Below are 19,923 nucleotides of genomic sequence, written 5' to 3'. Positions count from 1 at the left end.
GGTGTCCGCAGTTGGCGACCCGCCGGTGACATGAGCGCGAGGCGGTGGCGGACAGCTTGGGGGGCGGTTTCCTGTAGTCGGTTACTTGTTGGCGAGTCGGGCCTTTTTGACCCTGTTGCCGCAGGTGTTCATTGAGCACCAGCGGCGGTTTGCGCCGCGACTGGTGTCGAGGAAGAGGCCGGCGCAGCCGGGGCCTTCGCATGCTTTGATCCGGCCGCGGTCGGGGCCTCCGAGTACGTGGATGGCGTTGGCGGCAAGCACGCCGAGCGCGTCCGGTACCGGTGCTTCCTCGCTGAGGTGCCAGACTGCGAGCCCGTTCTCGAGCGCGGGCCTGGGCTGTCCTGCGGCCGCGGCCCCGTTCAGGATCGCCGCGTCACCCGGATCGGGTCGCTGGGTGACAGTGACGGCCAGCCCAGCACGGTAGATCGCCTCCCTCAGGTCGAGCGCATCCTGGAGCTCGGCGGGTGAGACGTCGGGCACGCCGAACCCCGCGGCATGCAACCAGAGCTTGAGCCGGCCGTGGTCGGAGAGCCGCTCCCGGGGCGCCGCGCTGGCCCGATCGCTCATCGTGGCAGTGAAGCGGAACGCCAGCACCTCGTTGTCCAGCCGGAACAGTTGACGGGCCTCCACGGTCACCACCTTCCGCACCACCATGGACCGCTGCTTGAACCAGTTTAGCCAGTTCGACACAGGCATCGACCCACGCCACAATGGATCCGTCTTAGACGGTTCATGTTTGGAGGTTGTGCGATGGGCGAGGTTGCAGTCATCGGTCTGGGCGGGATGGGGCGGGCGATCGCGCGCAATCTGGTGCGGGCAGGCCATGAGACTGTGGTGTGGAACCGTTCAGCGGGGCCCGCGGAAGAGCTCGCGGAGGCCGGTGCCCTCCGCGTCGCATCCGTCGCGGAGGCCCTCCAGTGCCCGGTGGTGTTCTCGGTCCTGTCCGACGACACGGCCTTCGCGGAGGCATTCCTCGACTCCGGGGTTCTCGGCGAGGCCCGGCCTGGGGCGGTCCACGTCAACGTGGCCACGGTGAGCGTCGGGCTGGCCCGCCATGCCGCAGAGGCGCACGCTGCACACGGGATCGACTACGTCGCCGCCCCAGTGTTCGGCCGGGTCAGCGTCGCGGAGGCCGGTGCGCTGAACATCCTCGCCGCAGGAGAGCCCGAACTCATCGACCGGGTCCAGCCGTTCTTCGACGTGATCGGATCGCGCACCTGGCGCCTGGGCGAACTGCCTGAGCAGGCCAACATCGCCAAGGTCCTGGGCAACTACCTGATCGCCTGCGCGATCCAGTCGCTCGGAGAGGCGGTCAGCGTCGCCGACGCGGCCGGCGCCGACCCGGGTCAGTTCGTCGAACTGCTGACCTCAACACTCTTTCCCGGACCCGTCTACTCCGGATATGGGTCGATGATCGCGCAGCGGAGATACCAGCCGGCCGGGTTCACCACGGCACTCGGACGCAAGGACCTCCACCTCGCCCTCGAGGCAGCAGCCGGCCAAGCGGTCTCCCTGCCGTTCGGCGAACTGCTCAGAGGCGTGTTCGACCAGGCGATCGCCGACGGCCGCGCAGCGGACGACTGGGCTGTGATTGCCGAGCAGCAGCCGCGATGAACACCACTGCTCGTACGGTCGATGACGCGCGGTGCCCAGCGCCGGGCAGGGCGGTCCGCATGCTGCCCGTGCCGCACCGCAACGCCCCACTGGCCGTCGAAGGACGCCGCCGCCTCATCGAACGCTGCAAGACCCGCCCTATCGCACACGTCGCCGCGGAGATGGGCATCTCGCGCGCGTGTGCTTCCAAATCGGTCAACCGGTACCGGCAGTACGGGGAACTGGGCCTGCTCGACCGCTCCAGCGCACCGCACCGCCAACCGACAGCGACCCCTTGCGAGGCCGTGGCGCGGATCGGGGCGCTGCGGCGGGAGCACAAGTGGTCCACGGCCCGGATCGCGTTCGAGCTCGCCGCTGACGGCATGCCGATCTCCCGCCGGACGGTCACCCGCCACCTCGCCGCGCTGGGGCTGAACCGGCGGAAGTTCATCGACCCCATCGGCGAGACGAACCGCGAACCGCGGAAGATCCACGCCCGCAGGCCCGGGCACGTGGTCCACGTGGACGTGAAGAAGGCCGGCCGCATCCCCGACGGAGGCGGCTGGCGCGCCCACGGCCGGGGCAGCAATCAGGCGAAGGCCGCGGACCGGGCCAAGGCCAGGGGCGCCAAGGCCGGGTACGTGTGTACCTGCACTCGGCCGTGGACGGGCACACCCGCCTCGCCCACACCGAGGCCCTCCCCGACGAGAAGGCCAAGACAGCGATCGGGTTCGTCAACCGGGCCAAGGCGTTCTTCGCCGCCCACGGGATCACCAGGATCGAGCGGTTCGTCACCGACAACGGCGCCTGCTACCGCGCCCACGACTTCGCCCACGTCCTCCAGGGCGCCCGCCACCAGCGGATCACCCCCTACACGCCCCGCCACAACGGCAAGGTCGAGAGGTACAACCGGATCCTCTCCGAAGAGTTCCTCTACGCCCGCGTGTGGACCTCAGAAGCCCAGCGCGCTGAAGCCCTGTCGGTCTGGAACATCCACTACAACTACCATCGACCACGCACCGCCGTGGGAAACCACCCCCCCCAGCCGCGCGAGCCTGCAGCACCGTCACCAACGTCATGGCTTCATACAACAGTTGATGGCCCGGACCCTGCACAACATCGGTTTGCAAGTTGGGCTGGCCGTCGCCTCCGGCGTGCCCGAATGCCGCACAGCGTTCACTGTTCTGCTCGGCGTTGCCGAACCATCGCCCGCCGATGAGTGCCGCCCACTCCTGTCAACCCTCGTCAGCATGGTGTCGCAGATGCCCGCCGGCCACCTCAGCCTGGAAGCCGGGATGACGTGCATGCCATACAAGATGCGGACGCTCCGCCTCATCAAGGCCGTGTGCGATGGGGAGCACGACAGGATTCGCGAGGTCCATGAGAGCCTGGCTGATCACGACTCGGCGGCACGCGCCCTGGAGGACGAAGTCGGTTGGCGGCAGCTCTCCAGGGCCGTCATCGCGTCCGCTGTCAGCATGATGCTGCGCCGTGCTTGAGCTGTTCACGCTCTGCCCGGCGGCCTCGTGCAACTCCTCGCAGGTAGTCGACAATGCCGTGTCGGCGATGGCAGCCTCGCGCACATGGTGCGGTCGTACCGGGCGGAAACCCGGTCACCCTCGTGATCTCCGCACGCGGGCTGCCGGTGAAGGTCAGGGCCTTATCGAATTCGGCGATTTCACACGCCGCGTGCTCGACGTGGATCTGGAGGTCTGGACGGCCGCGTGATGGCCCCGCGTCGTCGAACCAGATCCTGCAGCCGGTCTCGCCGTAGGCGCAGGCGCAGGTTCGCATGTCCTCCTTGAGCTCGAGCCCGCACTCGGGGTGCGTCAGGTCAGCGAGGAGCAGATCGTGGTCGGTCAGATGCTGCTTGGCATAGGTCAGGCGGATTCCGGGTGGATCCGTGCTTGGTGAACCCGGCCATGTCCAGCCAGTCCGCTCAAGCGGAAGATGAGAAGGCGGCGGAGCAGCGCACTACCCAGCGCCGCGGATCCCCGCTCAGCAGGCCTTCACTGCCCTGGCCGCCACCCACCGTAGCCAGCCGCCGGCTCGGATCGTGCTGCTACTGCGCCGCGCCGCCGACCAGGCCCTGCTCGGGTTTACCGCGGCCGATCTGTGCGAGCAGGCCGAGGCCATCAGCACCGGCCGCCTGTACGAATTGCGGATCACCCTCACCTGAACGGCAGTCGGCCCGACGACGGGAGGAGGCATTCGCCGCCAGGCGCCAGAGGAGGGGCGGTGCGAGGGAGTTGGGCCTCTGACCGGCTCCTCAAGCTCGCCGTCGGGGAGGCGGGATCGGGCCAACCAGCACGGTTCTGGCCGCTGCTCGGGGAGAGTTGTCCGTGAACTCTCCCGGAATTGTCCGTGATCGGTAACGAAGGCATCCCTTGGCCGCCGCGCCTCGTCCTGCCGGGTGGTCACAAGGTGACCGGGGACCGGCGAGGGACTGCGCGAAAAGGGGCGGATATGGCACGGCACGGTGGGCGGGGCTGGTACGGCAAGACAGTCGGGGCGGCGCTCGGGGTGACACTGCTCGCCACCGGCGCCTCGGTGTGGACCGCGCAGGCCGGTACCGCGGGCGACTCGTCCCCGAAGGCGCACGCGCCGGCCACGCCGGGCACTGGCGTCACGCCGGTCGCAGACACCATCGCGCACGCCTCGGAGGCGGGGACGCGCGGTGTCAACATCACCATCGACGACGGCCCGGACCCGGTGTGGACCCCTCAAGTCCTCGACCTGCTGCGGGAGTTCAGGGCGACGGCCACGTTCTGCATGGTGGGGACGCAGGCGCAGGCCCACCCGGACCTCGTGAAGAAGGTGGTCGCGGCCGGGCACCGGCTGTGCGACCACTCGGTGTCGCACAACACCTCCATGGACAAGAAGCCGCAGAGCTACCAGTCGCAGCAGATACTCGACGCCGAGAACATGATCACCAAGGCGTCCGGGGGCGTACGGCCGATGTACTACCGGGCCCCCGGCGGAGCCTTCACCCCCTACAGCCGCCAGCTCGCCGCTTCCCGGGGCATGCGCCCGCTGGGCTGGAATGTGGACTCCAAGGACTTCGATCGTCCGGGTACCGACGTCATCGTCGCCACGGTCGAGCGGGAGCTGCCAGGCGGACCGACCCTCCTCTTCCACGACGCGGGCGGCAACCGCAGCCAGACCGTCGAAGCCCTGCGCAGGCTCCTCCCCCGACTCAAGGAGCAGGGCTACTCCTTCGGCTTCCCGGTGCACTGAGCCACGCGCCAGCCAACGGACTGTGCCGACTTACTGAAATGCGGTGTTTGTACGCGCCAGTTCGGGGTTCCGGCTCCGCCGTACCAACTCCTTCTGGCCCCACTTGCGTACCAGGTTGATTTGGCTCCACCGGTCGGCGGTCTCTGGGGGCGGAGGGCACCTGCTGATTCGACCGCTCCCTGTAAAGCATGCTTGACAGCAGTGGATAGTGACAAGCATGCTTTACATGTGAGGAACACGGTCAGAGAACTGCGATCGTCGCGAGGACTCTCCCAGGGGCAGCTAGGCACGGCGCTGGGGGTCTCGCGGCAGACGGTCAATGCCATTGAGACCGAGCGGTACACGCCATCCCTGCCGCTCGCCTTCTCCCTGGCTCGGTTCTTCGGGGTCAGCATTGAGGAGATGTTCCATGTCGAAGACAGCCCAGCAGGTGACTAGGAACTCGCGGTGGTCGATCCCTGCCTTCTTCCTCGGGATCGGCGTCGTCTGCCTGGTATCCGCGGCTGCTGGCGGCCACGTCGGTCTTGGTCTGGCGATGCTCGGCGGCATGGCGGTCTGCAGTCTTGCCTTGCTTCTGCTGGCTCGGCGCAGCGAAACCTACCGGGGCCTCACTGAGGAGCCCGACGAACGCTTTGCTCTGATCGGCCAGCGAGCCTGGGCAGGCACTGGTGTGGTACTGACCCTGGGGAACCTCGGCGCCCTCATCGGCGAACTGGCCTCTGGCCGCAGCGGCAACCCGTTTTACTGGCTGGTGGCGACCGCAGCCCTTGCCTACGTCGCGTTCGTCGCCTTCTTTCGTCGGCACACCTGAGGTAGTGGCGTCGGATGGTGGCGGGGGGCGACGGGTCAGTCACCCCTTGGCTGACAGTGCCGGAATGCAGGTTTCGCGGCCGTGGGCCGGGTGAGCCGGCCGGGCCCGTGAGGGTGCTCCGGGTGCGGTTGTTCGTCCGGCGGCAGCAGTTCCTCGGGTATCGCGGCCCGCTGTGCGCCACCACGTCGTACGCCGCAGCTGCCCTGCGGCGGTGGGCCGTGCGCAGCTGTTGCTGGAGGGCGGTGCCCGCGAGAACGGCGCGGTCGTAGCGCAGCGGCACCCGTGGTGTCTCCCGCTCGCGCGCCTCTTGGTCCGGGGTCCGGCGTGCGGCCTGCCCGTCCGGGTCGGCCGGGGGCTGATGGTCCGGGTGTGGGGGCGCGGGCGCCGGGCCGGGGCGAAATCAGGGAGTGCTCAGCGGGCGGTGTAGAGGCGGTAGGGCGGCATCGTGCCGCGCAACGTCCTCGGTTCGCTGATGTCCGCGCAGCCGGCGGCGAGCGCGGTATCACGATCCGTTCGTCCAGGCCCGGCTCGCGTCGCCGGCCGCGTATGACCAGGGCGAGATGGCGGCGGGCTTCGGCGAGCAGGTGTCGGCGGTGGAAACGGCCCCCGGTGTTCATCGCGAACACTGTCACGGTCCCGTCGACGGCCGCCAGGACGACGTCGACCACGACGGCGACCCGCGCCCGGACCGCTCGGGCCGCGGCGCGGGCACGTTCCAGGAGCCCGCCTGCTGGAGGCGCTGATGCTTCTCGGATTTCCAGGAAACACAGGACGATCTCGCCTTGGACGGTTGGTTCAACCGGGCGGTCCGCTGCGCCCGTTCGGGGCCATCGACGACGGCGCAGTCATATTGTGCCCCTGGGGTCTGTTGTGATGACGCCGTCCGGCTGTCGATGCTTGGGAGGGCTGCGCGGTGAGACCCCGGGTCAGGAACTGGAGCATGGCGCTCGCCGCAGCGAGTGCCATGACCATAGTGGCCGCGGCGCCCACGCCATCACGGCCCACCCTCTCAGCAGTGCCCCTTCTCGCGGACACAGCAGTGGACGTCCTGGTGGGCAAGGAACCGCCAGGCAGACAGTGCACCACGGGCTGCCCCGTCGGCTCGTGCGCGACTACGGGTTCCTGGCGCGAGGACCGGCTGCACGCGGTCGACGGCGCCGAGTCGCGGCAACTGCCTGTCCACGGTGCCACGTTGGGCACGGAGTCTGTGATGCCGTTGGAGGAGCCGGCTGGTTCGCTGACGGTCAGGCTGAGGGAGGAGGGCCATCTGACGGACGTGAGTGCCACCGATGCGCAGGGGCGACACCTGGCCGGGTGGATCAGCAGTGACGGCGTCTGCTGGCACAGCACGGCACCGCTGCGCGCCGGCACCCGCTACCTCCTCCGGGCCACGGCCGAGGACGAGGACGGCATGCCCGGGCAGGCCAGTTGGGTCCTGGAGATGCCGCAGCCGCCGCCGGGCAGCCGGCTCACAGCCGCCTTCGGTCCCGCATCCGGCGTATACGGGGTGGGGCAGCCCGTCGTTGCCGAACTGTCGCAGCCCGTGCCGGCCCGCGACCGTCAGGCACGAAGGACCGTCGAACGGTCCCTGCAGGTGACCTCCCAGCCCGCCGTGGAGGGCTCGTGGCACTGGGTGGACGACAGCACCCTCCACTACCGGCCCAGGACATACTGGCCCGCCCACGCCACCATCCAGGTCCGCAGCGGCCTCGACCGGGTCCACGTCACCGACACGCTGTACGGCGGGCCCTCACAGCCGCTCACCCTCACCACCGGTGACCGGATCGAGGCCGTCACCGACGTCGCGGCACACGAGATGACCGTCCAGCGCAACGGCCGCACGGTGAGGACGATTGCGGTGACCACGGGCAAGCCGGGCTTCCGCACCCGCGGGGGCATCAAGGTGGTCCTGGGCAAGGAACACGTCGTGCGGATGCGGGGCGACTCCATCGGCATCGCTCGCGGCACCAGCGACTTCTACGACCTTCCCGTCTCCTACGCCACCCGCCTCACCTGGAGCGGCGAGTTTGTCCACGCCGCCCCCTGGTCTCTCGAATCCCAGGGCGCCGAGAACGTCAGCCACGGCTGCACCGGCATGTCCACCGACGACGCCGCCTGGTTCTACGACACCATCCGCCCCGGCGACATCGTCGACGTCATCCACGGCTACGGCGCCCCCATGACCGTCTTCGACAACGGCTACGGCGACTGGAACCTCACCTGGAAACAGTGGCGTACCGGCAGTTCCCTGACCAGAATCCCCCACCACCCGACCACCACCGCCCCCGCCCGTCTCCTCCCCACGCTCTGATCCCGCCCGCATTGGCAGGTACGGACAGTCCTTCGACGCCGTCTTCGAGGCCGAGGAGGGAATCCTCAAGAGTGCACCGCGAGTTCCCCGAATGAACTCCCATGGCGAACGGGTGATCGGCAGTATCCGGCGTAAGGCCCTGGACCATGTCCCCATCATGAACGAGACCCACGCCCGACAAGTCCTGGCCGCCTACCAGCGGCACCACAACGAACACCGGCCCCACCGCGCCCGGAACCAGCTGCCACCCGGCACCGACCAGCAGCCCACCGCTGTTCACGACTTCGAAGGCCGCAGACTCCTACGCACCCGCCTCCTCGGCGGCGTCATCAACGAGTACCGGTACACAGCTTGACCAGCGGCGATGACTTTCCGAGCCCCACAGTCCTCGTGGGCTCGCCCACTGCTCCGTAACTCCGGCCCTCAGACCGCGGTGCGCACGGTCGGCAGCGGCATCAGGACCGGGCCTGCCGCCGGGTCCTTACGGCAGACGTCGCCGCACTCGGCGTCGAGTGAACAGCACAGCGAGCAGATCGGCCCGGCTTGCACCGGGCAGTCGGCGATGTCCGGGAGTTCGTAGGCCGTCTCGCAGACCGCGCAGGTGTGGGTGGCCGTCACGTCCGCCACAGCCGCCTCCGGTCCGTTCACCGGGTTGGGGCGGGCGAGGTAGTACCTGCCTTTGGTGGCCCAGGCGATCAACGGGCAGAGGACGAGCGCGAGTCCGGCCGCGATGAAGGTCGAGAAGGCTTCGGCGTACCGGCCGAACAGACCGAAGAAGGCCAGGATGGAGACGACCGAGGCGATCGCCATCGAGCCGAACCCGGCCGGGTTCACGGCGTACAGATAAGCCCTCTTGAACTCGATGTACTTGGGGCTCCAGCCCACCCGTTTGTTGATGACGAGGTCCGCGGCGACGACCGTGATCCAGGCGATGCCCACGTTCGAGTAGAAGCCGAGCAGCTTGTTGAGGGCCGCGAACATGTTCATCTCCATCAGCGTCAGCGCGATGGCGAGGTTGAGGAAGATGTACCAGACCCGGCCCGGGTGGCGGTGGGTGAGCCGGGAGAAGAAGTTCGACCAGGACAGCGAACCGCTGTACGCGTTGGTCACGTTGATCTTCACCTGCGAGACGATCACGAACAGCGCGGCGGCCGGCAGCGCGAACGAACCGAGCCAGGGGCGCAGGGCTTCGATTTGCGGGGCGATCGGCTCCAGGGCGTGCGTCTTGCCGACCGCCTCCAGAGCCACGAAGGCGAGGAAGGCGCCGCCGAGCTGCTTGGCCGCACCGATGATCACCCAGCCGGGTCCGGCGGCCAGCACGGCGAGGTTCCACCGGCGCCTGTTCGCCTCGGTCTTGGCGGGCATGAACCGCAGGTAGTCGGCCTGTTCACCGATCTGCGCGATGAGTGAGAGTGCCACGCCCGTGCCGAGCCCGAAGCCGATCCAGGAGAAGCCGGAGCCTGCCCCCTCGGTACCGCCGAAGGAGCCGAACGCGCCCCAGGCGTCCGGGGCCTCGAAGGTCAGGACCAGGAACGGCAGGGCCATGCCGATGATCCAGAGCGGCTGGGTCCAGGCCTGCACCTTGGCCAGCGCCCCCATTCCGCGGAACACGATCGGGATCACGATGAGGGTCGTCACCAAGTACCCGACCTGGACCGGGAGTCCAATCGCCTGGTGCATGGCCTGGGCCATGATCGAGCCTTCGAGGGCGAAGAAGATGAAGGTGAACGAGGCGTAGATGAGGCTGGTGAGGGTGGACCCGAAGTAGCCGAAGCCGGCCCCGCGCGTGATCAGGTCCATGTCCAGGCCGTACTTGGCGCAGGCCCGCGCGATCGGGATACCGGTGACGAAGATGATCGTCGCGGCGGTAAGGATCGAGGCCAGCCCACTGGTGAAGCCGTAGGTGAAGACGATGGACGCGCCGATCGCGAAGTCAGCGAGGTAGGCGATGCCGCCGAGCGCGGTGGACGCCACCATCGTGGGCGACCAGCGCCGGAAGGAGTGCGGGGCATAGCGCAGCGAGTAGTCCTCGCGGCTCTCGTCGGCGGCCATCCTGGCGTAGCTGCGCCGGGGCCCGCCCTCCGGCGGCGGCTGCGCGCCCGTCCTGGCGGATGGTGCGGCGGCGGTGTCCGTCATCGCGGCTCCCCGTTCGTCGGTCCGGTGTGCGGTACGCACCGGAAGGTAGGAGCCGGACATGACGGCACGCCGCCACCCAGGATTGCCTGCGCGTTAAGGGAGCCCGCCGCGAGTTAACTCCGGGTCACACGGAACGGACGCGGACCCTGGGCCGCACGGTCGCGCTCGGCTGGCCCCAGGACCGCATCACCGTCAGCGACACCGACCAGAGACAGTCCGGGGCCACGGCCGCCAACCGCGAGGGCTTCCGGCGGCTGGTCACCGAGGTCGGGGTCAGCCGTCCGGCAGACCCAGATACGAGCGCAGCTCGTGAGCCTCGGGCGAGTTGAGTCCCGTGAAGATGTCCCAGGCCTGCTGCCAGTACAGTCTGGACGTCGTGGACGGTGAAGCGCTGCACGGCGGGCTGCCCTGCCTGCTCGGTCTGCTGGTGGCCACAGCCCGCACCGTGCTGAAGCCGCTCTGGCCAGACCCGGGCGTGGCCGGCCGCTCGGAGCGTCTGGACGACAACGGCATTGCCTGCAGTGCTCTGGAGGGCAAGCAGGCCCGCGAGTATCCCACTGCTCAGACCCTGGCTCTTGGCGGGGACACGGCCGGGCCGCTTGCCGGTGGGGTCTGGGCGTGGTCGATGGCGTGCATCCGTGCCTTTCAAGCGCGATGGCTGGGGGACACCGTGACTGCTGGTCGGCTCCAAGAGCCTGGTGGGCAGCGGCCTCCCGGTGGGTCAACTTCGTGAAGTTGTTGGTGATCTTCAATTGGTGAGGTGAAGTCGGCAGAGGGTGCCCGGTGTTGAGGATCTCACGGTGCTGCTCTGGTGGGAGCGGGGCGGGTTCGGCGGTCGGAGGGGCGGCCGCGGTGGCAATGGCTGGCCCATCAGTGCCTGCCCCACGACCTGCCACCGAAGAGCGCGGTGTACTACTACTTCGGAAAGTCGCGCGACGACGGCACCGCCGAGACCATCCACGAGCTTCTGCGCTGCCAGGCACGCGAAATGCGCAAGCGGCACGAGGACCCCACCGCCGTCTTCCTGGACTCCCAGAACGTGCGGGCCTCGGCCAATACGCCGAAGGAGACGACCGGGCTGGATCCGGGCACGAAGAGCCCGGGCGGAAAGGGGCATCGCCACCGATGTCCTCGGCCTGGTCATCGCCGTGATCGTGGTCGCCGCGAGCGTGCACGACAATGCGATCGGCATCACCCTGCTCAACAAAGCCGCCGCGACGCTGTGAGTGCCGAACACCCCATCCATAGGCGGTGACCTGCAAGTTCTCGGACACGACTGAGGGGCACCGCACAGCTACGCCAGGATGGTCCATCGTGCTGCTGCGACTGCCCTACCTGGCGCTGACAAGCGTGTTCACCTTCATACGGCTGCTACCGATGAGCGACTCCGACAAGAACATCGAAAGCCTGACGCTGCGCCGCAGGGGCCCGGCCATGTTCCGCGTCACCGGGCCGGTCACCAGGGCCACGTCCGCGTGCCGGGGCGAGGCCACCAGACGGGCCCCGTAGCGTTCGGCGTCATACACCGGGCCGAAGGCGGCCGCGATCTCGATCTCGCAGCCGTTACAGGATCCGGCATCCACACACCGCACCTGCACCGACCCGCCGAACTGCCGTGCTGTCGGCGGTGGTTCGTCCTCGGGGCGGGGCGGGACGGGTTCCGCCACCCGTCCGGTGTCACGGATCTTGCGCAGCACACCCATCCCAGGACTCTGCGCTTGCCGAATACTTCATCCCTGCTGATCAGGCGGCATGTTGGTACTCGTGGAGGGTGCCGCCGAGTCGCACTCGCCGCCGTATGTCCAGATGGGCGATCCGGTCCGGGTCTTCGATGGGAGCGGGCAGCGGGTGGAGAGGGCGGGCGTTGGCGAGGCCCTGGTGCGGCCTGTGCTCGTTGTAGAACGTCTCGAACTCGCGCAGGGTGTACAGGAGATGGCGGTGGTCCCAGATCAGCGTGCGCTCCAGCAGTTCTTGCCTGCAGGTCTGCACCCACCGTTCCATGATCGAGTTCATGCGCGGCATCCGGACACCGCTGAGCGCCACCTCGATGCCCGCGTCCTTGAACACCTCGTCGAACAGCTGCGGGAACTTCCCGTCCCGGTCGCTGATCAGATAGCGCGCCCGGCAGCCGGCGTCTTCGAGGTCCATGGCAAGATTCTTCGCGGCTTGGACCACCCAGGATGCGGTCGGATGCGCGGTCGCGCCCAGGATCCGGATCCGACGGTTCGCGTGCTCGATCGCGGCGAACACGTACAAGCGGACCCCGGACAGGGTGGCGGTCTCGAAGAAGGGCACCAACGAGGACCTGGACGCCGCCGAGCTCAGCAGCCGCCTCCGGAAACCCGCTGGGCAATCCGTGCCGAGCGCCTCGTCGGGCTCCTGGCCGCAACCGGCTGATCACTTGTGTTGCAACGATCCTCCGCCGCTGGCGGGGCCCTGCTTCGTCCGGGGAGACAGGCGGAGGGTGAAACGGGCACCGCCGCGGGGGCTGGTACCGACGTCGAGGCTCCCGTCGTGCGCGTGAGCTATCCACGAGGCGATGGACAGGCCGAGCCCAGTGGAGCCCGAGCCGCTGTGGAAGCGTTGGAACAACGAGTCGGCAAGGGTATCGGGCACCCCCGGGCCGGCGTCGTCGACCGTCACTGTGCCGTCGGCAGTCACGGTCAGCTCTATCTCGGCAGGCCGGGCCGGCGCGTGCCCGTGGACCAGTGCGTTGCCGAGCAGGTTGGCCACTGCCCGCCGGAGCAGGTCGGGGTCGCCGACCACGACGGCCGGTTCGGTGTGGACGGTGACCTGGTGCTCGCCGGTATCGGTGTCCTCGACGACCGTCTCGGCCAGCTGGTCGATGCGCATGGGCTGGCGGGCGAGCACGCCGACGCCGGCCATCAGCCGTGCCCGGGTGAGCAGGCCGTCGATCAGGTCCCCCATGCGGGTTGCCAGTCGCACGGTGCGTTCGAGCGCGGCGGTGCGGTGGGCATCCCCGTACAGCGCGGTCTCCGCGAGGCTCCGCAGGGAGGCCGTCGGGGTGCGGAGGTCGTGGGCCGCGTCGGCGAGGAACCGCTCCTGCTGGTGAAGTGCCGTCAGGGCCGGCCGGATCGCCCGCCCGGAGAGCAGGTGCCCTGCTCCCGCGGACAGCGCCACCAGCACCCCGCAGCCCGCCACCAGCAGTAACGCCAGACTGCGGTGCTCGGCCCGGTCAGCGGTCGTGTCGGCAGCGGCTACCAGCGCGCCGCCGTACGAATGGCCGTCAGGTCCGTCGTAGGGCTCGGCGAGGAGCCTGATCCGGTGGCCGTCCTCGCTGCGTGCATCGGCGACGATGGCCGAACCCTCCTCCACGGCTCTGGCGGCCGCTGCCTCAAGGTCGTAAGTGCGGGCCCGTACACAGGGTTTGCCCGGCGCGTAGGCGATGGTGGGCCGGCCCGCCGTAGTGGACAACACGGTCACAGGCGGGCATTCGGCCTCCAGATCGTCCAGCAGGTCCTGTACGGCAAGTCGGCCGTTGTCGTCGAAGTTCATCAGCGGGATCGCCCGGCTGGTCTGCAGGTTGAGCGCGTCGTTGAGCTGACGGCTCCATGCGTTGTCGTCGCTTCGGATGGCGAAGGCTGCCAGGCCGATCAGTCCGACCGCGCTGGTCGTGGCGAAGAGGGCGGTGAGCCGCCAGCGCAGACGCCGGATCCGGGCCGCGGCCGTCATCATCGGCCGAGGTCGCTGCTGCCGGGGGTGTCGGGCAGTGCCAGTCGGTAGCCCACTCCGCGGACGGTGTGGATCAGCGGCGGATCGCCGAGTTTGCGGCGCAGTTGGGACATCAGCACGTCGACCACGTTGGATCTCGGCTCGGCCATCTCGTCCCAGCACTTTGCTATCAGGTCGCCGCGGGGCACTGCCTGGTCCGGCCGGGCGGCCAGGAGTTCCAGCACGGCGAACTCCTTGCGGGTCAGGATGAGCAGGATGCCGCCCCGGTGCACCTGGCGTCGGGCAGTGTCGATCCGAAGGTCGGCGAACTGCTGGAGCGGGGGCCTGATGAGCGCCGTTCGACGGCAGAGGCTGCGGACCCGGGCCACCAGCTCGGGTACCGCGAACGGCTTGACCAAGTAGTCGTCGCCTCCCACGGCGAATCCCTCGACGCGGTCGGCGACGGTGTCGCGGGCGGTGAGGAACAGCACAGGGACGCTCCGTCCCGAGCGGCGCAGCCCGTGCACGTAGTCAACGGCGTCCCCGGAGGGCAGCATCCGGTCGAAGACTGCGCAGTCGTACTCGGTGATGAACAGTGCCTCGTCGGCGGCCGGCAGATCGGGCACCGCGTCGGCGGCCAGTCCCCCGCTGCGCAGGGCGGCGGCCACCGCGAACCGCAGATCATCGTCGTCCTCGACCACCAGTACCCGCACGGCGGTCAGGATAGCCCGGCCCCGACTTCATCAAATCCTCAGGTTCGCTCAGGAATCCTCCAGCGAGGACATCGTGGTATCCAGGGCGAGGGGGCCTGAAGTGCGTTGGTTCGCAAGGGAGTTACCGGGATTGGCCGGCCTGCGGCAGGGGGAGCCCCGGCCGGGCATGAGCGGTTCACGGCGAGCCCGGCGCCTGGCGTCATCGCTCTGGTTGCCGTGGGCAGCCGGAGTGCTGGCGCTGCTGACGATCGCGGGGGCGGCGCTGGCCGTTGGCGGCCGGGTACAGGGCGGTGTCACCGTCCCGATGGCGGTGTTGGACAGCCAGCAGCAGGTCACTGTGGGCGCGGCACAGCACGTTCGGCGAGCGGTCCGTGGCAGTGAGCTCGACCTGGGCCAGCTCGCGGCGGGGCTCTCGCTGGCAGCCGACACGTCACACTTCGAAGGCCAGCTCAAGGATTTCCGCAAGCGTTACGGGCGTTACCAAGCCGTCTACGTGCTCGACGCCGACCGGCACCTGGTGGCCAGGGCCGGTGGCCAGCCTCACCCCGAACGGGTGCCGGACCGACCGACGGGGGCGGGCAGCACTGACGCGCTCATAGTGGACAAGTTGCCGGTGGTGATACAGCACGCGCCCTTCACATACAGCAACAGGAACGGGGCAGTTGTCGTCGCCGAGTTCGCTCTGGCCAGCCTCAAGCACGCCTTCGATGCCGTCCTGCCGGCCACGGCCTGGGTGGTCAACGCAAGGAGCGAGGTGCTCGCCTCGACCTCGGGCTTCACGGCCCTCCAGAAGCTGGAGCGGAGTGAGCTGCGCAGGGCGGCCGAAGCGGACCGGCCCGCGGTGTCCCTCGCGGGCGGCGGCAGCATAGACGCCCGGGAGATAGTGGCCTCCGCACCGGTGCGTGATGGCGGAAAGACGCCCGGACCGTCCTGGCGGGTGGTCACCGCGCGCAACGTCAACACCGTCCTGCTGCCGGAGACCCAGGCGCGCGACCAGGCAAAACTGGCGGCGCTGGCCGTCGCTGCGGTGGCTGTCGCCGTGTTCGGCTGGCTGTACGTCATGTGGCTGCGTCCGCTGCGCAGGCTGGTCGGTGACGCAGAGCGCATAGCCGACGGTGAGCTGCGCGCGGGTGTCGAGGTACGCCGGCACGACGAGCTGGGCCAGGTCGCCCACGCGCTCGAACGGATCCGCCTCCGGCTGGTCAAGGCAGCCTCCGACCGGACGCCGGTGCACTGATGGCCCTCTACCTCTACTGGGTCTTCACCGTCGCCCTGGCGCTGCTGTTCCTGGCCGGCGTGGCCGAGCGCCGCCGCCACGACCGCAACCTCCGGCGGATACCCGTGCGCATCCTGGTCAACGGCATCCGGGGCAAGAGCTCCATCACCCGGCTCACCGCAGGAGCACTGCGTGGTGGCGAGCTGAGAGTGGTGGCGAAGACGACAGGGACGGCCGCCCGCTTCATCCACCCGGACGCCACCGAGGAACCGGTGCACCGCAAGTTCGGGATTGCCAACGTCGTCGAACAGATCGGCATCGTCCGGCAGGCCGCAGCCGCAGAACCGGACGTCCTGGTGATGGAGTGCATGGCCGTCCAGCCCGCGCTGCAGGAGATCAACCAGCAGGTACTGGTGCGCTCCACCATCGGCGTGCTCTGCAACGTCCGAGAGGACCACCTGGAGGAAATGGGGCCGACGCTCGATGACGTGGCCCGGTCGCTGGCCCGTTCCATGCCCTACCGCGGCGTGTGCGTGACTGCCGAGCACGAGCGCCGGGCCGTCCTGGAGCGCGAAGCGGCCCGCCGCGACTGCCGACTGGTGGTGGTCGACCCGGAAGCGGTCACGGACGAGGAGATGACGGGCTTCGCATACGTCACCTTCAAGGAGAACGTGGCAATCTCCCTGGCCGTTGCCGAGGAACTGGGCGTGGGCCGCAGGGACGCGCTGCGCGGGATGTACGCCGCTCCGCCCGACCCGGGAGTGCTGACCGTCCGTGAGATCCCTGTGGAGCACGGCACCGTGCGGCTCGCGAACATATTCGCCGCGAACGACCCGGAGTCCACCGTCATGAACTTCCGCCAACTGGTGGCGACCGGCACGCTCAAGCCGCCGTACATCACCCTGATCAACTGCCGTCCCGACCGGATCGAGCGCAACAGCCAGATGGGCCGCATCGTGACGGAACTGGAGACGGACACTCTGGTCCTCATCGGCCACCCCACAAGGTCGGCCAGGGAAGCGGTACCCGCCGACTGGCCCGGTCGTGTGCTGGACCTCGGGGGATCGCAGCGGAACCCGGCCGAGATCTGGCACACCATCACCACCCACGTCACCGGCACCGCCTCACTGGTCGCAGTCGGCAACATCCACGGCCAAGGAGAGCGTCTCTTGGAGCACCTGGAGTCCGTTCCCGTCGTCCCGGCGCAGAGGAAGGTGCTGTGAACTCCCCGCTCTCCACCGAAGTGGCCACCCTGGGCCTGGCCATCGGGCTGCTCTTCGGTCTCGGCTGCTACCTGGCCACCAATCTCTCCCCGGGCGGCATGATCACCCCGGCGTGGCTGGCGCTGACCCTGGTCGAGGACTGGAGCAGGCTCCTTCTGATCGGCGCCGTCACCCTCCTCACCTGGGCCGGAGCAGCCGGTGCGCGCAAGGTCATCATCCTGTACGGCAAGCGGCTGTTCGCGAGCGTGGTCCTGCTCGGCGTCTTTCTACAGATGACGCTCTCCCTGTTCCTGCTCAAGGAGTATCCGCTGCTGTTCAGTCACCAGACGCTCGGTTTCATCGTGCCCGGCCTGATCGCCTACCAGTTCCTGAGGCAACCGGTGCTGGCAACCGCCACCGCCACCACTGCCGTCACCGGCCTCACCTACACCGTCCTCGCCAGCGGTCTCCTGCTGCACCTGACGGTCTGACCAAGCAGGACCCGGATACCCATGCCACCTGATGTGAAGCAACTGACCGTCCACAGACCGCACTTCCGGCAAGGGTGCGCACTCATTCTCGTCCTCGCCGCTGTCACAGCCCTCGTCCTGCTGTGGCAGCACGGACCGGATGACGAGCGACTCGACTCGCCGGCCCGGACCGTCATCCGGTCCGGTGACGGCGCCACGGTGGCCGTTCTCACCGACGGCGCCCGCACGGTCCTGTTCACCGGCCCCGAACGCACCTTCACCGAACCAGCCACCAGCACGAGCACGGTCACCACCCACGCCGTGGTCCGACTCGCCCCGCAGCCGTGGCGTCCCGGGGCCGCGGACGAGGACTGGTTCAAGCGATGGTTCGCCGCAGCCCGAACGAGCCGCGACCCCGACCTCCTGGACATCGCCGCTCAGTACCTGCCCGCCGCGTCCGACCAGCGCGCCGCCGACGGCACCCGGTACGCCGGCCCCGCCACCTACGGCCCCATGGACGACAACGACGAACGGAAGGCCACCGCCGACTTCAACGACTACCTCGGGATCGACTGGGCGTTCCCCAACGGCCGTCGGCGCAAGGCGCGGAGCGACTTCTACGGCTCGGTCGACTGCTCCGGCTTCGTCCGCCTGGTCTACGGCTACCGCTCCGGATACCCCCTGGAGTTCAAGCAGCCGACGGGCCGGGCGCTGCCCCGCCGCGCCGTCATGATGGCGCAGGACGGTCCGGGCGTGACCGTCGTCGCGAACAGCCACCACCAGGCCACCGACTTCGGTGCCCTGCAACCAGGAGATCTGCTCTTCTTCAACGCCAGCCCTGATGCCGGACCGCAAATCGACCATGTCGGGATCTACCTCGGCCTCGACTCCACCGGTCACCACCGGTTCGTCTCCAGTCGCAAAACCGCCAACGGTCCGACCCTGGGCGATGCCGGCGGCGCATCCCTGCTCGACGGCACCGGCCTGTACGCCCGTGCCTTCCGCGCCGCCAAGCGGCTTTGATCAGTTCGCCGGGAGTTGAACGAGCGGAGGGCCGGGGCGGCGGCAGCTCACGGAAACAAGCACCGGGCACAGGCGGCGTCGGCGCGAACCCCCGTCTCAGTAGTGGGGAACGACGAAGTTGAAACCGGCCGCGTTGTGTCCGCCGCCTGCGGGGCATCGGCCCTTTTCCGGGTAACCCCAGAAGAACAGTGCGAAGCAGTTTGTGCAGAAACGCCAATACGCCTGAGCGTTGGGCGTTTCGACGATGTCATGCGGGAGGACGAAGTTGAAACCGGCGGCGTTGTGTGACCCGCCAACTGGACACCAGCCGCCGCTGGGGTATCCGAAGAAGTACATCGCGTAGCAACGGGTGCAGAAGCGCCAATTCGCCTGCACATTTGGCGTTTCCGGTATGTCGTGCGGGATGTCGAAGTTATATCCGGCCATGCTGTGGTCCGCTCCGGCCGCGCAACGACCGTTGTCCGGATAGCCGTAGTAGAACATGACGTAGCACTTTACGCAGAAGCGCCAGTTGTCCTGCCCGGTCACGGAGGCAACGGCTTGCTTGGACGAGGTGGATCTTGCCTGATCCGCTACGGCGGCTCGGGTGTCGATGGCCGCCGCGGCGGTGACGAGTCCCGCTGTCACGCCGAATGCTTTGGTGAGAAAGATTCTCCGGTCAGCGTGCGGTGAACTCTCGCGATGTCCCATGACCCACTCTCCGCGTGGACACGTCGACGACCACTCCGCCGTCGATATGAGCCGAAACGAATTACCGGTGCCGACCTCTGAGGTGCGTCTTCGCTTCCGGATAATCCCGTCCACCTCATTACTCGTCAAGACGCGCTTTCGGCCGCGCTGCAACCCGTCGGACACTCCTGGAACGGCCGTGGCTGACAAACAACTTCCCACCCAGCCTCACCCACGGGACCCTGAGGCCCGTAATCCATTCACGCACACATCAAACCGATCGCACGGCGAAGGGGATCATGAAGAAGTCACAGCGGCTGGCGGCACTCCTGACAGGTCTGGGGATTGTGGCCCGTCCGACGAGCCCCAGATCGGGCCGGTCGTGTGGGGCAGCGCGGGTGACCAGGTGTCGACCGTCGGCATCTGGAACCGCAAGCACCCTCAGCAGGACGGGCTTTCGGTCTATCGGTGGGCGACGGAGACCGCCGCCCCGGTCGCCGCGCGCGCCGTCGAGCGGGCGGGGCTCCAGCTCGCCGACATCGACGCGTTGGTGCCCCACCAGGCCAACCTTCGCATCGTGAACTCCATCGCCAAGCAGTTGAAGGCGGACGGAGCCCGGCCCGACCTGGTGGTCGCCGACGACATCGCAGAGTCGGGCAACACCTCGTCCGCGTCGATCCCGCTCGCCCTGGACCACATGCGCGCGTCCGGGCGGATCGCCAGCGGGGCATTCTGCTGCTCGTCGGATTCGGCGCCGGGCTGAGCTACGCGGCCCAAGTCGTGATCTGCCCCTGACCATATCGGCGTACGCCGTGAAGGTAAGTACCAGTGTCGCCGCGTCCTCGTGCACGTCCTGGAGGACGTGCACGA

21 protein-coding genes and 2 pseudogenes are annotated in these 19,923 nt (G+C 68.6%); 15 read left to right on the top strand and 8 right to left on the bottom strand.

Annotation, left to right across the window (positions count from 1 at the left end):
• Window positions 1-81: 81 nt before the first annotated feature.
• Entirely contained in the window at window positions 82-696 is a 615-nt protein-coding gene (locus tag ACIBK6_RS24795; RefSeq protein ID WP_399053522.1) for a CGNR zinc finger domain-containing protein, read from the bottom strand.
• A gap of 18 nt (window positions 697-714) precedes the next feature.
• Between ACIBK6_RS24795 and ACIBK6_RS24790 the strand changes: the two genes are divergently transcribed.
• From ACIBK6_RS24790 to ACIBK6_RS24745, 10 genes and pseudogenes are all read left to right on the top strand, one after another.
• Window positions 715-1,614, top strand: a complete 900-nt coding sequence (locus ACIBK6_RS24790; protein ID WP_399053556.1) for an NAD(P)-dependent oxidoreductase — start codon at window positions 715-717, stop codon at window positions 1,612-1,614.
• Between the two features lie 59 nt (window positions 1,615-1,673).
• Window positions 1,674-2,691, top strand: a pseudogene (locus tag ACIBK6_RS24785) (IS481 family transposase).
• Window positions 2,691-3,092: a hypothetical protein gene (locus ACIBK6_RS24780; protein ID WP_399053521.1), complete on the top strand. Its 402-nt coding sequence runs from the start codon at window positions 2,691-2,693 to the stop codon at window positions 3,090-3,092. The pseudogene ACIBK6_RS24785 and the gene ACIBK6_RS24780 overlap by 1 nt, the downstream one beginning before the upstream one ends.
• Complete coding sequence (locus tag ACIBK6_RS24775) at window positions 3,085-3,321, top strand: hypothetical protein (protein WP_399053520.1); 237 nt, start codon at window positions 3,085-3,087, stop codon at window positions 3,319-3,321. Before ACIBK6_RS24780 ends, ACIBK6_RS24775 begins: the two co-directional genes overlap by 8 nt.
• A gap of 328 nt (window positions 3,322-3,649) precedes the next feature.
• Window positions 3,650-3,772, top strand: a complete 123-nt coding sequence (locus ACIBK6_RS24770) for a hypothetical protein (protein WP_399053519.1) — start codon at window positions 3,650-3,652, stop codon at window positions 3,770-3,772.
• A gap of 287 nt (window positions 3,773-4,059) precedes the next feature.
• Window positions 4,060-4,830 carry a polysaccharide deacetylase family protein gene (locus ACIBK6_RS24765; RefSeq protein WP_399053518.1) on the top strand — a complete coding sequence of 257 codons (771 nt, stop codon included), beginning with the start codon at window positions 4,060-4,062 and terminating at the stop codon, window positions 4,828-4,830.
• 201 nt (window positions 4,831-5,031) lie between these two features.
• On the top strand, window positions 5,032-5,268 hold the full coding sequence (locus tag ACIBK6_RS24760) for a helix-turn-helix transcriptional regulator (RefSeq protein WP_399053517.1): 237 nt from the start codon (window positions 5,032-5,034) through the stop codon (window positions 5,266-5,268).
• Window positions 5,240-5,641, top strand: a complete 402-nt coding sequence (locus ACIBK6_RS24755) for a hypothetical protein (protein ID WP_399053516.1) — start codon at window positions 5,240-5,242, stop codon at window positions 5,639-5,641. Before ACIBK6_RS24760 ends, ACIBK6_RS24755 begins: the two co-directional genes overlap by 29 nt.
• A 1,210-nt stretch (window positions 5,642-6,851) precedes the next feature.
• A complete protein-coding gene (locus ACIBK6_RS24750) occupies window positions 6,852-7,952 on the top strand; it encodes an Ig-like domain-containing protein (protein WP_399053515.1) in 1,101 nt (366 codons plus the stop codon).
• Window positions 7,953-7,962: 10 nt separating this feature from the next.
• Complete coding sequence (locus tag ACIBK6_RS24745; RefSeq protein ID WP_399053555.1) at window positions 7,963-8,307, top strand: integrase core domain-containing protein; 345 nt, start codon at window positions 7,963-7,965, stop codon at window positions 8,305-8,307.
• A 68-nt stretch (window positions 8,308-8,375) separates the two neighbouring features.
• Here the strand turns inward: ACIBK6_RS24745 and ACIBK6_RS24740 are convergent, their stop codons facing one another.
• From ACIBK6_RS24740 to ACIBK6_RS24715, 6 genes and pseudogenes are all read right to left on the bottom strand, one after another.
• Complete coding sequence (locus tag ACIBK6_RS24740) at window positions 8,376-10,088, bottom strand: purine-cytosine permease family protein (protein ID WP_399053514.1); 1,713 nt, start codon at window positions 10,086-10,088, stop codon at window positions 8,376-8,378.
• Between the two features lie 273 nt (window positions 10,089-10,361).
• Window positions 10,362-10,523 (bottom strand): hypothetical protein, encoded by a 162-nt coding sequence (locus ACIBK6_RS24735; RefSeq protein ID WP_399053513.1) that lies wholly within the window; start codon window positions 10,521-10,523, stop codon window positions 10,362-10,364.
• Window positions 10,524-11,419: 896 nt separating this feature from the next.
• Window positions 11,420-11,791 carry a hypothetical protein gene (locus tag ACIBK6_RS24730; protein WP_399053512.1) on the bottom strand — a complete coding sequence of 124 codons (372 nt, stop codon included), beginning with the start codon at window positions 11,789-11,791 and terminating at the stop codon, window positions 11,420-11,422.
• 40 nt (window positions 11,792-11,831) lie between these two features.
• Window positions 11,832-12,380: pseudogene (locus ACIBK6_RS24725) on the bottom strand (integrase core domain-containing protein); the annotation flags it as partial.
• 105 nt (window positions 12,381-12,485) lie between these two features.
• The gene (locus tag ACIBK6_RS24720) at window positions 12,486-13,784 is read right to left on the bottom strand and encodes a sensor histidine kinase (RefSeq protein WP_399053511.1); all 1,299 of its coding nucleotides are present in this window, start codon (window positions 13,782-13,784) and stop codon (window positions 12,486-12,488) included.
• Entirely contained in the window at window positions 13,781-14,473 is a 693-nt protein-coding gene (locus tag ACIBK6_RS24715; protein WP_399053510.1) for a response regulator transcription factor, read from the bottom strand. The genes ACIBK6_RS24720 and ACIBK6_RS24715 overlap by 4 nt, the downstream gene beginning before the upstream one ends.
• Window positions 14,474-14,639: 166 nt before the next feature.
• On the opposite strand from ACIBK6_RS24715, the gene ACIBK6_RS24710 reads away from it, so the two are divergent.
• Genes ACIBK6_RS24710 through ACIBK6_RS24695 form a run of 4 tightly spaced genes read left to right on the top strand, consistent with a single transcriptional unit; the run spans window position 14,640 to window position 18,384 of the window.
• Window positions 14,640-15,710 (top strand): HAMP domain-containing protein, encoded by a 1,071-nt coding sequence (locus tag ACIBK6_RS24710; RefSeq protein ID WP_399053509.1) that lies wholly within the window; start codon window positions 14,640-14,642, stop codon window positions 15,708-15,710.
• Entirely contained in the window at window positions 15,710-16,912 is a 1,203-nt protein-coding gene (pgsB, locus tag ACIBK6_RS24705) for a poly-gamma-glutamate synthase PgsB (RefSeq protein WP_399053508.1), read from the top strand. Before ACIBK6_RS24710 ends, pgsB begins: the two co-directional genes overlap by 1 nt.
• Window positions 16,909-17,382 carry a poly-gamma-glutamate biosynthesis protein PgsC/CapC gene (locus tag ACIBK6_RS24700; RefSeq protein WP_399053507.1) on the top strand — a complete coding sequence of 158 codons (474 nt, stop codon included), beginning with the start codon at window positions 16,909-16,911 and terminating at the stop codon, window positions 17,380-17,382. The genes pgsB and ACIBK6_RS24700 overlap by 4 nt, the downstream gene beginning before the upstream one ends.
• Window positions 17,383-17,403: 21 nt before the next feature.
• Window positions 17,404-18,384 carry a C40 family peptidase gene (locus ACIBK6_RS24695; RefSeq protein ID WP_399053506.1) on the top strand — a complete coding sequence of 327 codons (981 nt, stop codon included), beginning with the start codon at window positions 17,404-17,406 and terminating at the stop codon, window positions 18,382-18,384.
• Between the two features lie 96 nt (window positions 18,385-18,480).
• On the opposite strand, the gene ACIBK6_RS24690 is transcribed toward ACIBK6_RS24695, so the two are convergent.
• On the bottom strand, window positions 18,481-19,074 hold the full coding sequence (locus ACIBK6_RS24690) for a hypothetical protein (RefSeq protein WP_399053505.1): 594 nt from the start codon (window positions 19,072-19,074) through the stop codon (window positions 18,481-18,483).
• A gap of 385 nt (window positions 19,075-19,459) precedes the next feature.
• Here ACIBK6_RS24690 and ACIBK6_RS24685 point away from each other — a divergent pair, with 385 nt between their 5' ends.
• On the top strand, window positions 19,460-19,816 hold the full coding sequence (locus tag ACIBK6_RS24685; protein ID WP_399053504.1) for a 3-oxoacyl-[acyl-carrier-protein] synthase III C-terminal domain-containing protein: 357 nt from the start codon (window positions 19,460-19,462) through the stop codon (window positions 19,814-19,816).
• Window positions 19,817-19,923: the final 107 nt, after the last annotated feature.

It is taken from the genome of Streptomyces sp. NPDC050485, from assembly GCF_044458185.1.
Taxonomy (GTDB): domain Bacteria; phylum Actinomycetota; class Actinomycetes; order Streptomycetales; family Streptomycetaceae; genus Streptomyces.
The sequence above is the reverse complement of the archived record's forward strand: the minus strand, read 5'-3'. Positions and strand labels throughout refer to the sequence as shown.

Bases quoted from the DNA above. Each gene is read 5' to 3' on its own strand.
- ACIBK6_RS24795 (WP_399053522.1), bottom strand. From the start codon at position 696: ATGCCTGTGTCGAACTGGCTAAACTGGTTCAAGCAGCGGTCCATGGTG.
- ACIBK6_RS24780 (WP_399053521.1), top strand. From the start codon at position 2,691: ATGGCCCGGACCCTGCACAACATCGGTTTGCAAGTTGGGCTGGCCGTC.
- ACIBK6_RS24765 (WP_399053518.1), top strand. From the start codon at position 4,060: ATGGCACGGCACGGTGGGCGGGGCTGGTACGGCAAGACAGTCGGGGCG.
- ACIBK6_RS24755 (WP_399053516.1), top strand. From the start codon at position 5,240: ATGTCGAAGACAGCCCAGCAGGTGACTAGGAACTCGCGGTGGTCGATC.
- ACIBK6_RS24750 (WP_399053515.1), top strand. From the start codon at position 6,852: ATGCCGTTGGAGGAGCCGGCTGGTTCGCTGACGGTCAGGCTGAGGGAG.
- ACIBK6_RS24740 (WP_399053514.1), bottom strand. From the start codon at position 10,088: ATGACGGACACCGCCGCCGCACCATCCGCCAGGACGGGCGCGCAGCCG.
- ACIBK6_RS24730 (WP_399053512.1), bottom strand. From the start codon at position 11,791: ATGGGTGTGCTGCGCAAGATCCGTGACACCGGACGGGTGGCGGAACCC.
- ACIBK6_RS24720 (WP_399053511.1), bottom strand. From the start codon at position 13,784: ATGATGACGGCCGCGGCCCGGATCCGGCGTCTGCGCTGGCGGCTCACC.
- ACIBK6_RS24710 (WP_399053509.1), top strand. From the start codon at position 14,640: ATGAGCGGTTCACGGCGAGCCCGGCGCCTGGCGTCATCGCTCTGGTTG.
- pgsB (WP_399053508.1), top strand. From the start codon at position 15,710: ATGGCCCTCTACCTCTACTGGGTCTTCACCGTCGCCCTGGCGCTGCTG.
- ACIBK6_RS24695 (WP_399053506.1), top strand. From the start codon at position 17,404: ATGCCACCTGATGTGAAGCAACTGACCGTCCACAGACCGCACTTCCGG.
- ACIBK6_RS24690 (WP_399053505.1), bottom strand. From the start codon at position 19,074: ATGGGACATCGCGAGAGTTCACCGCACGCTGACCGGAGAATCTTTCTC.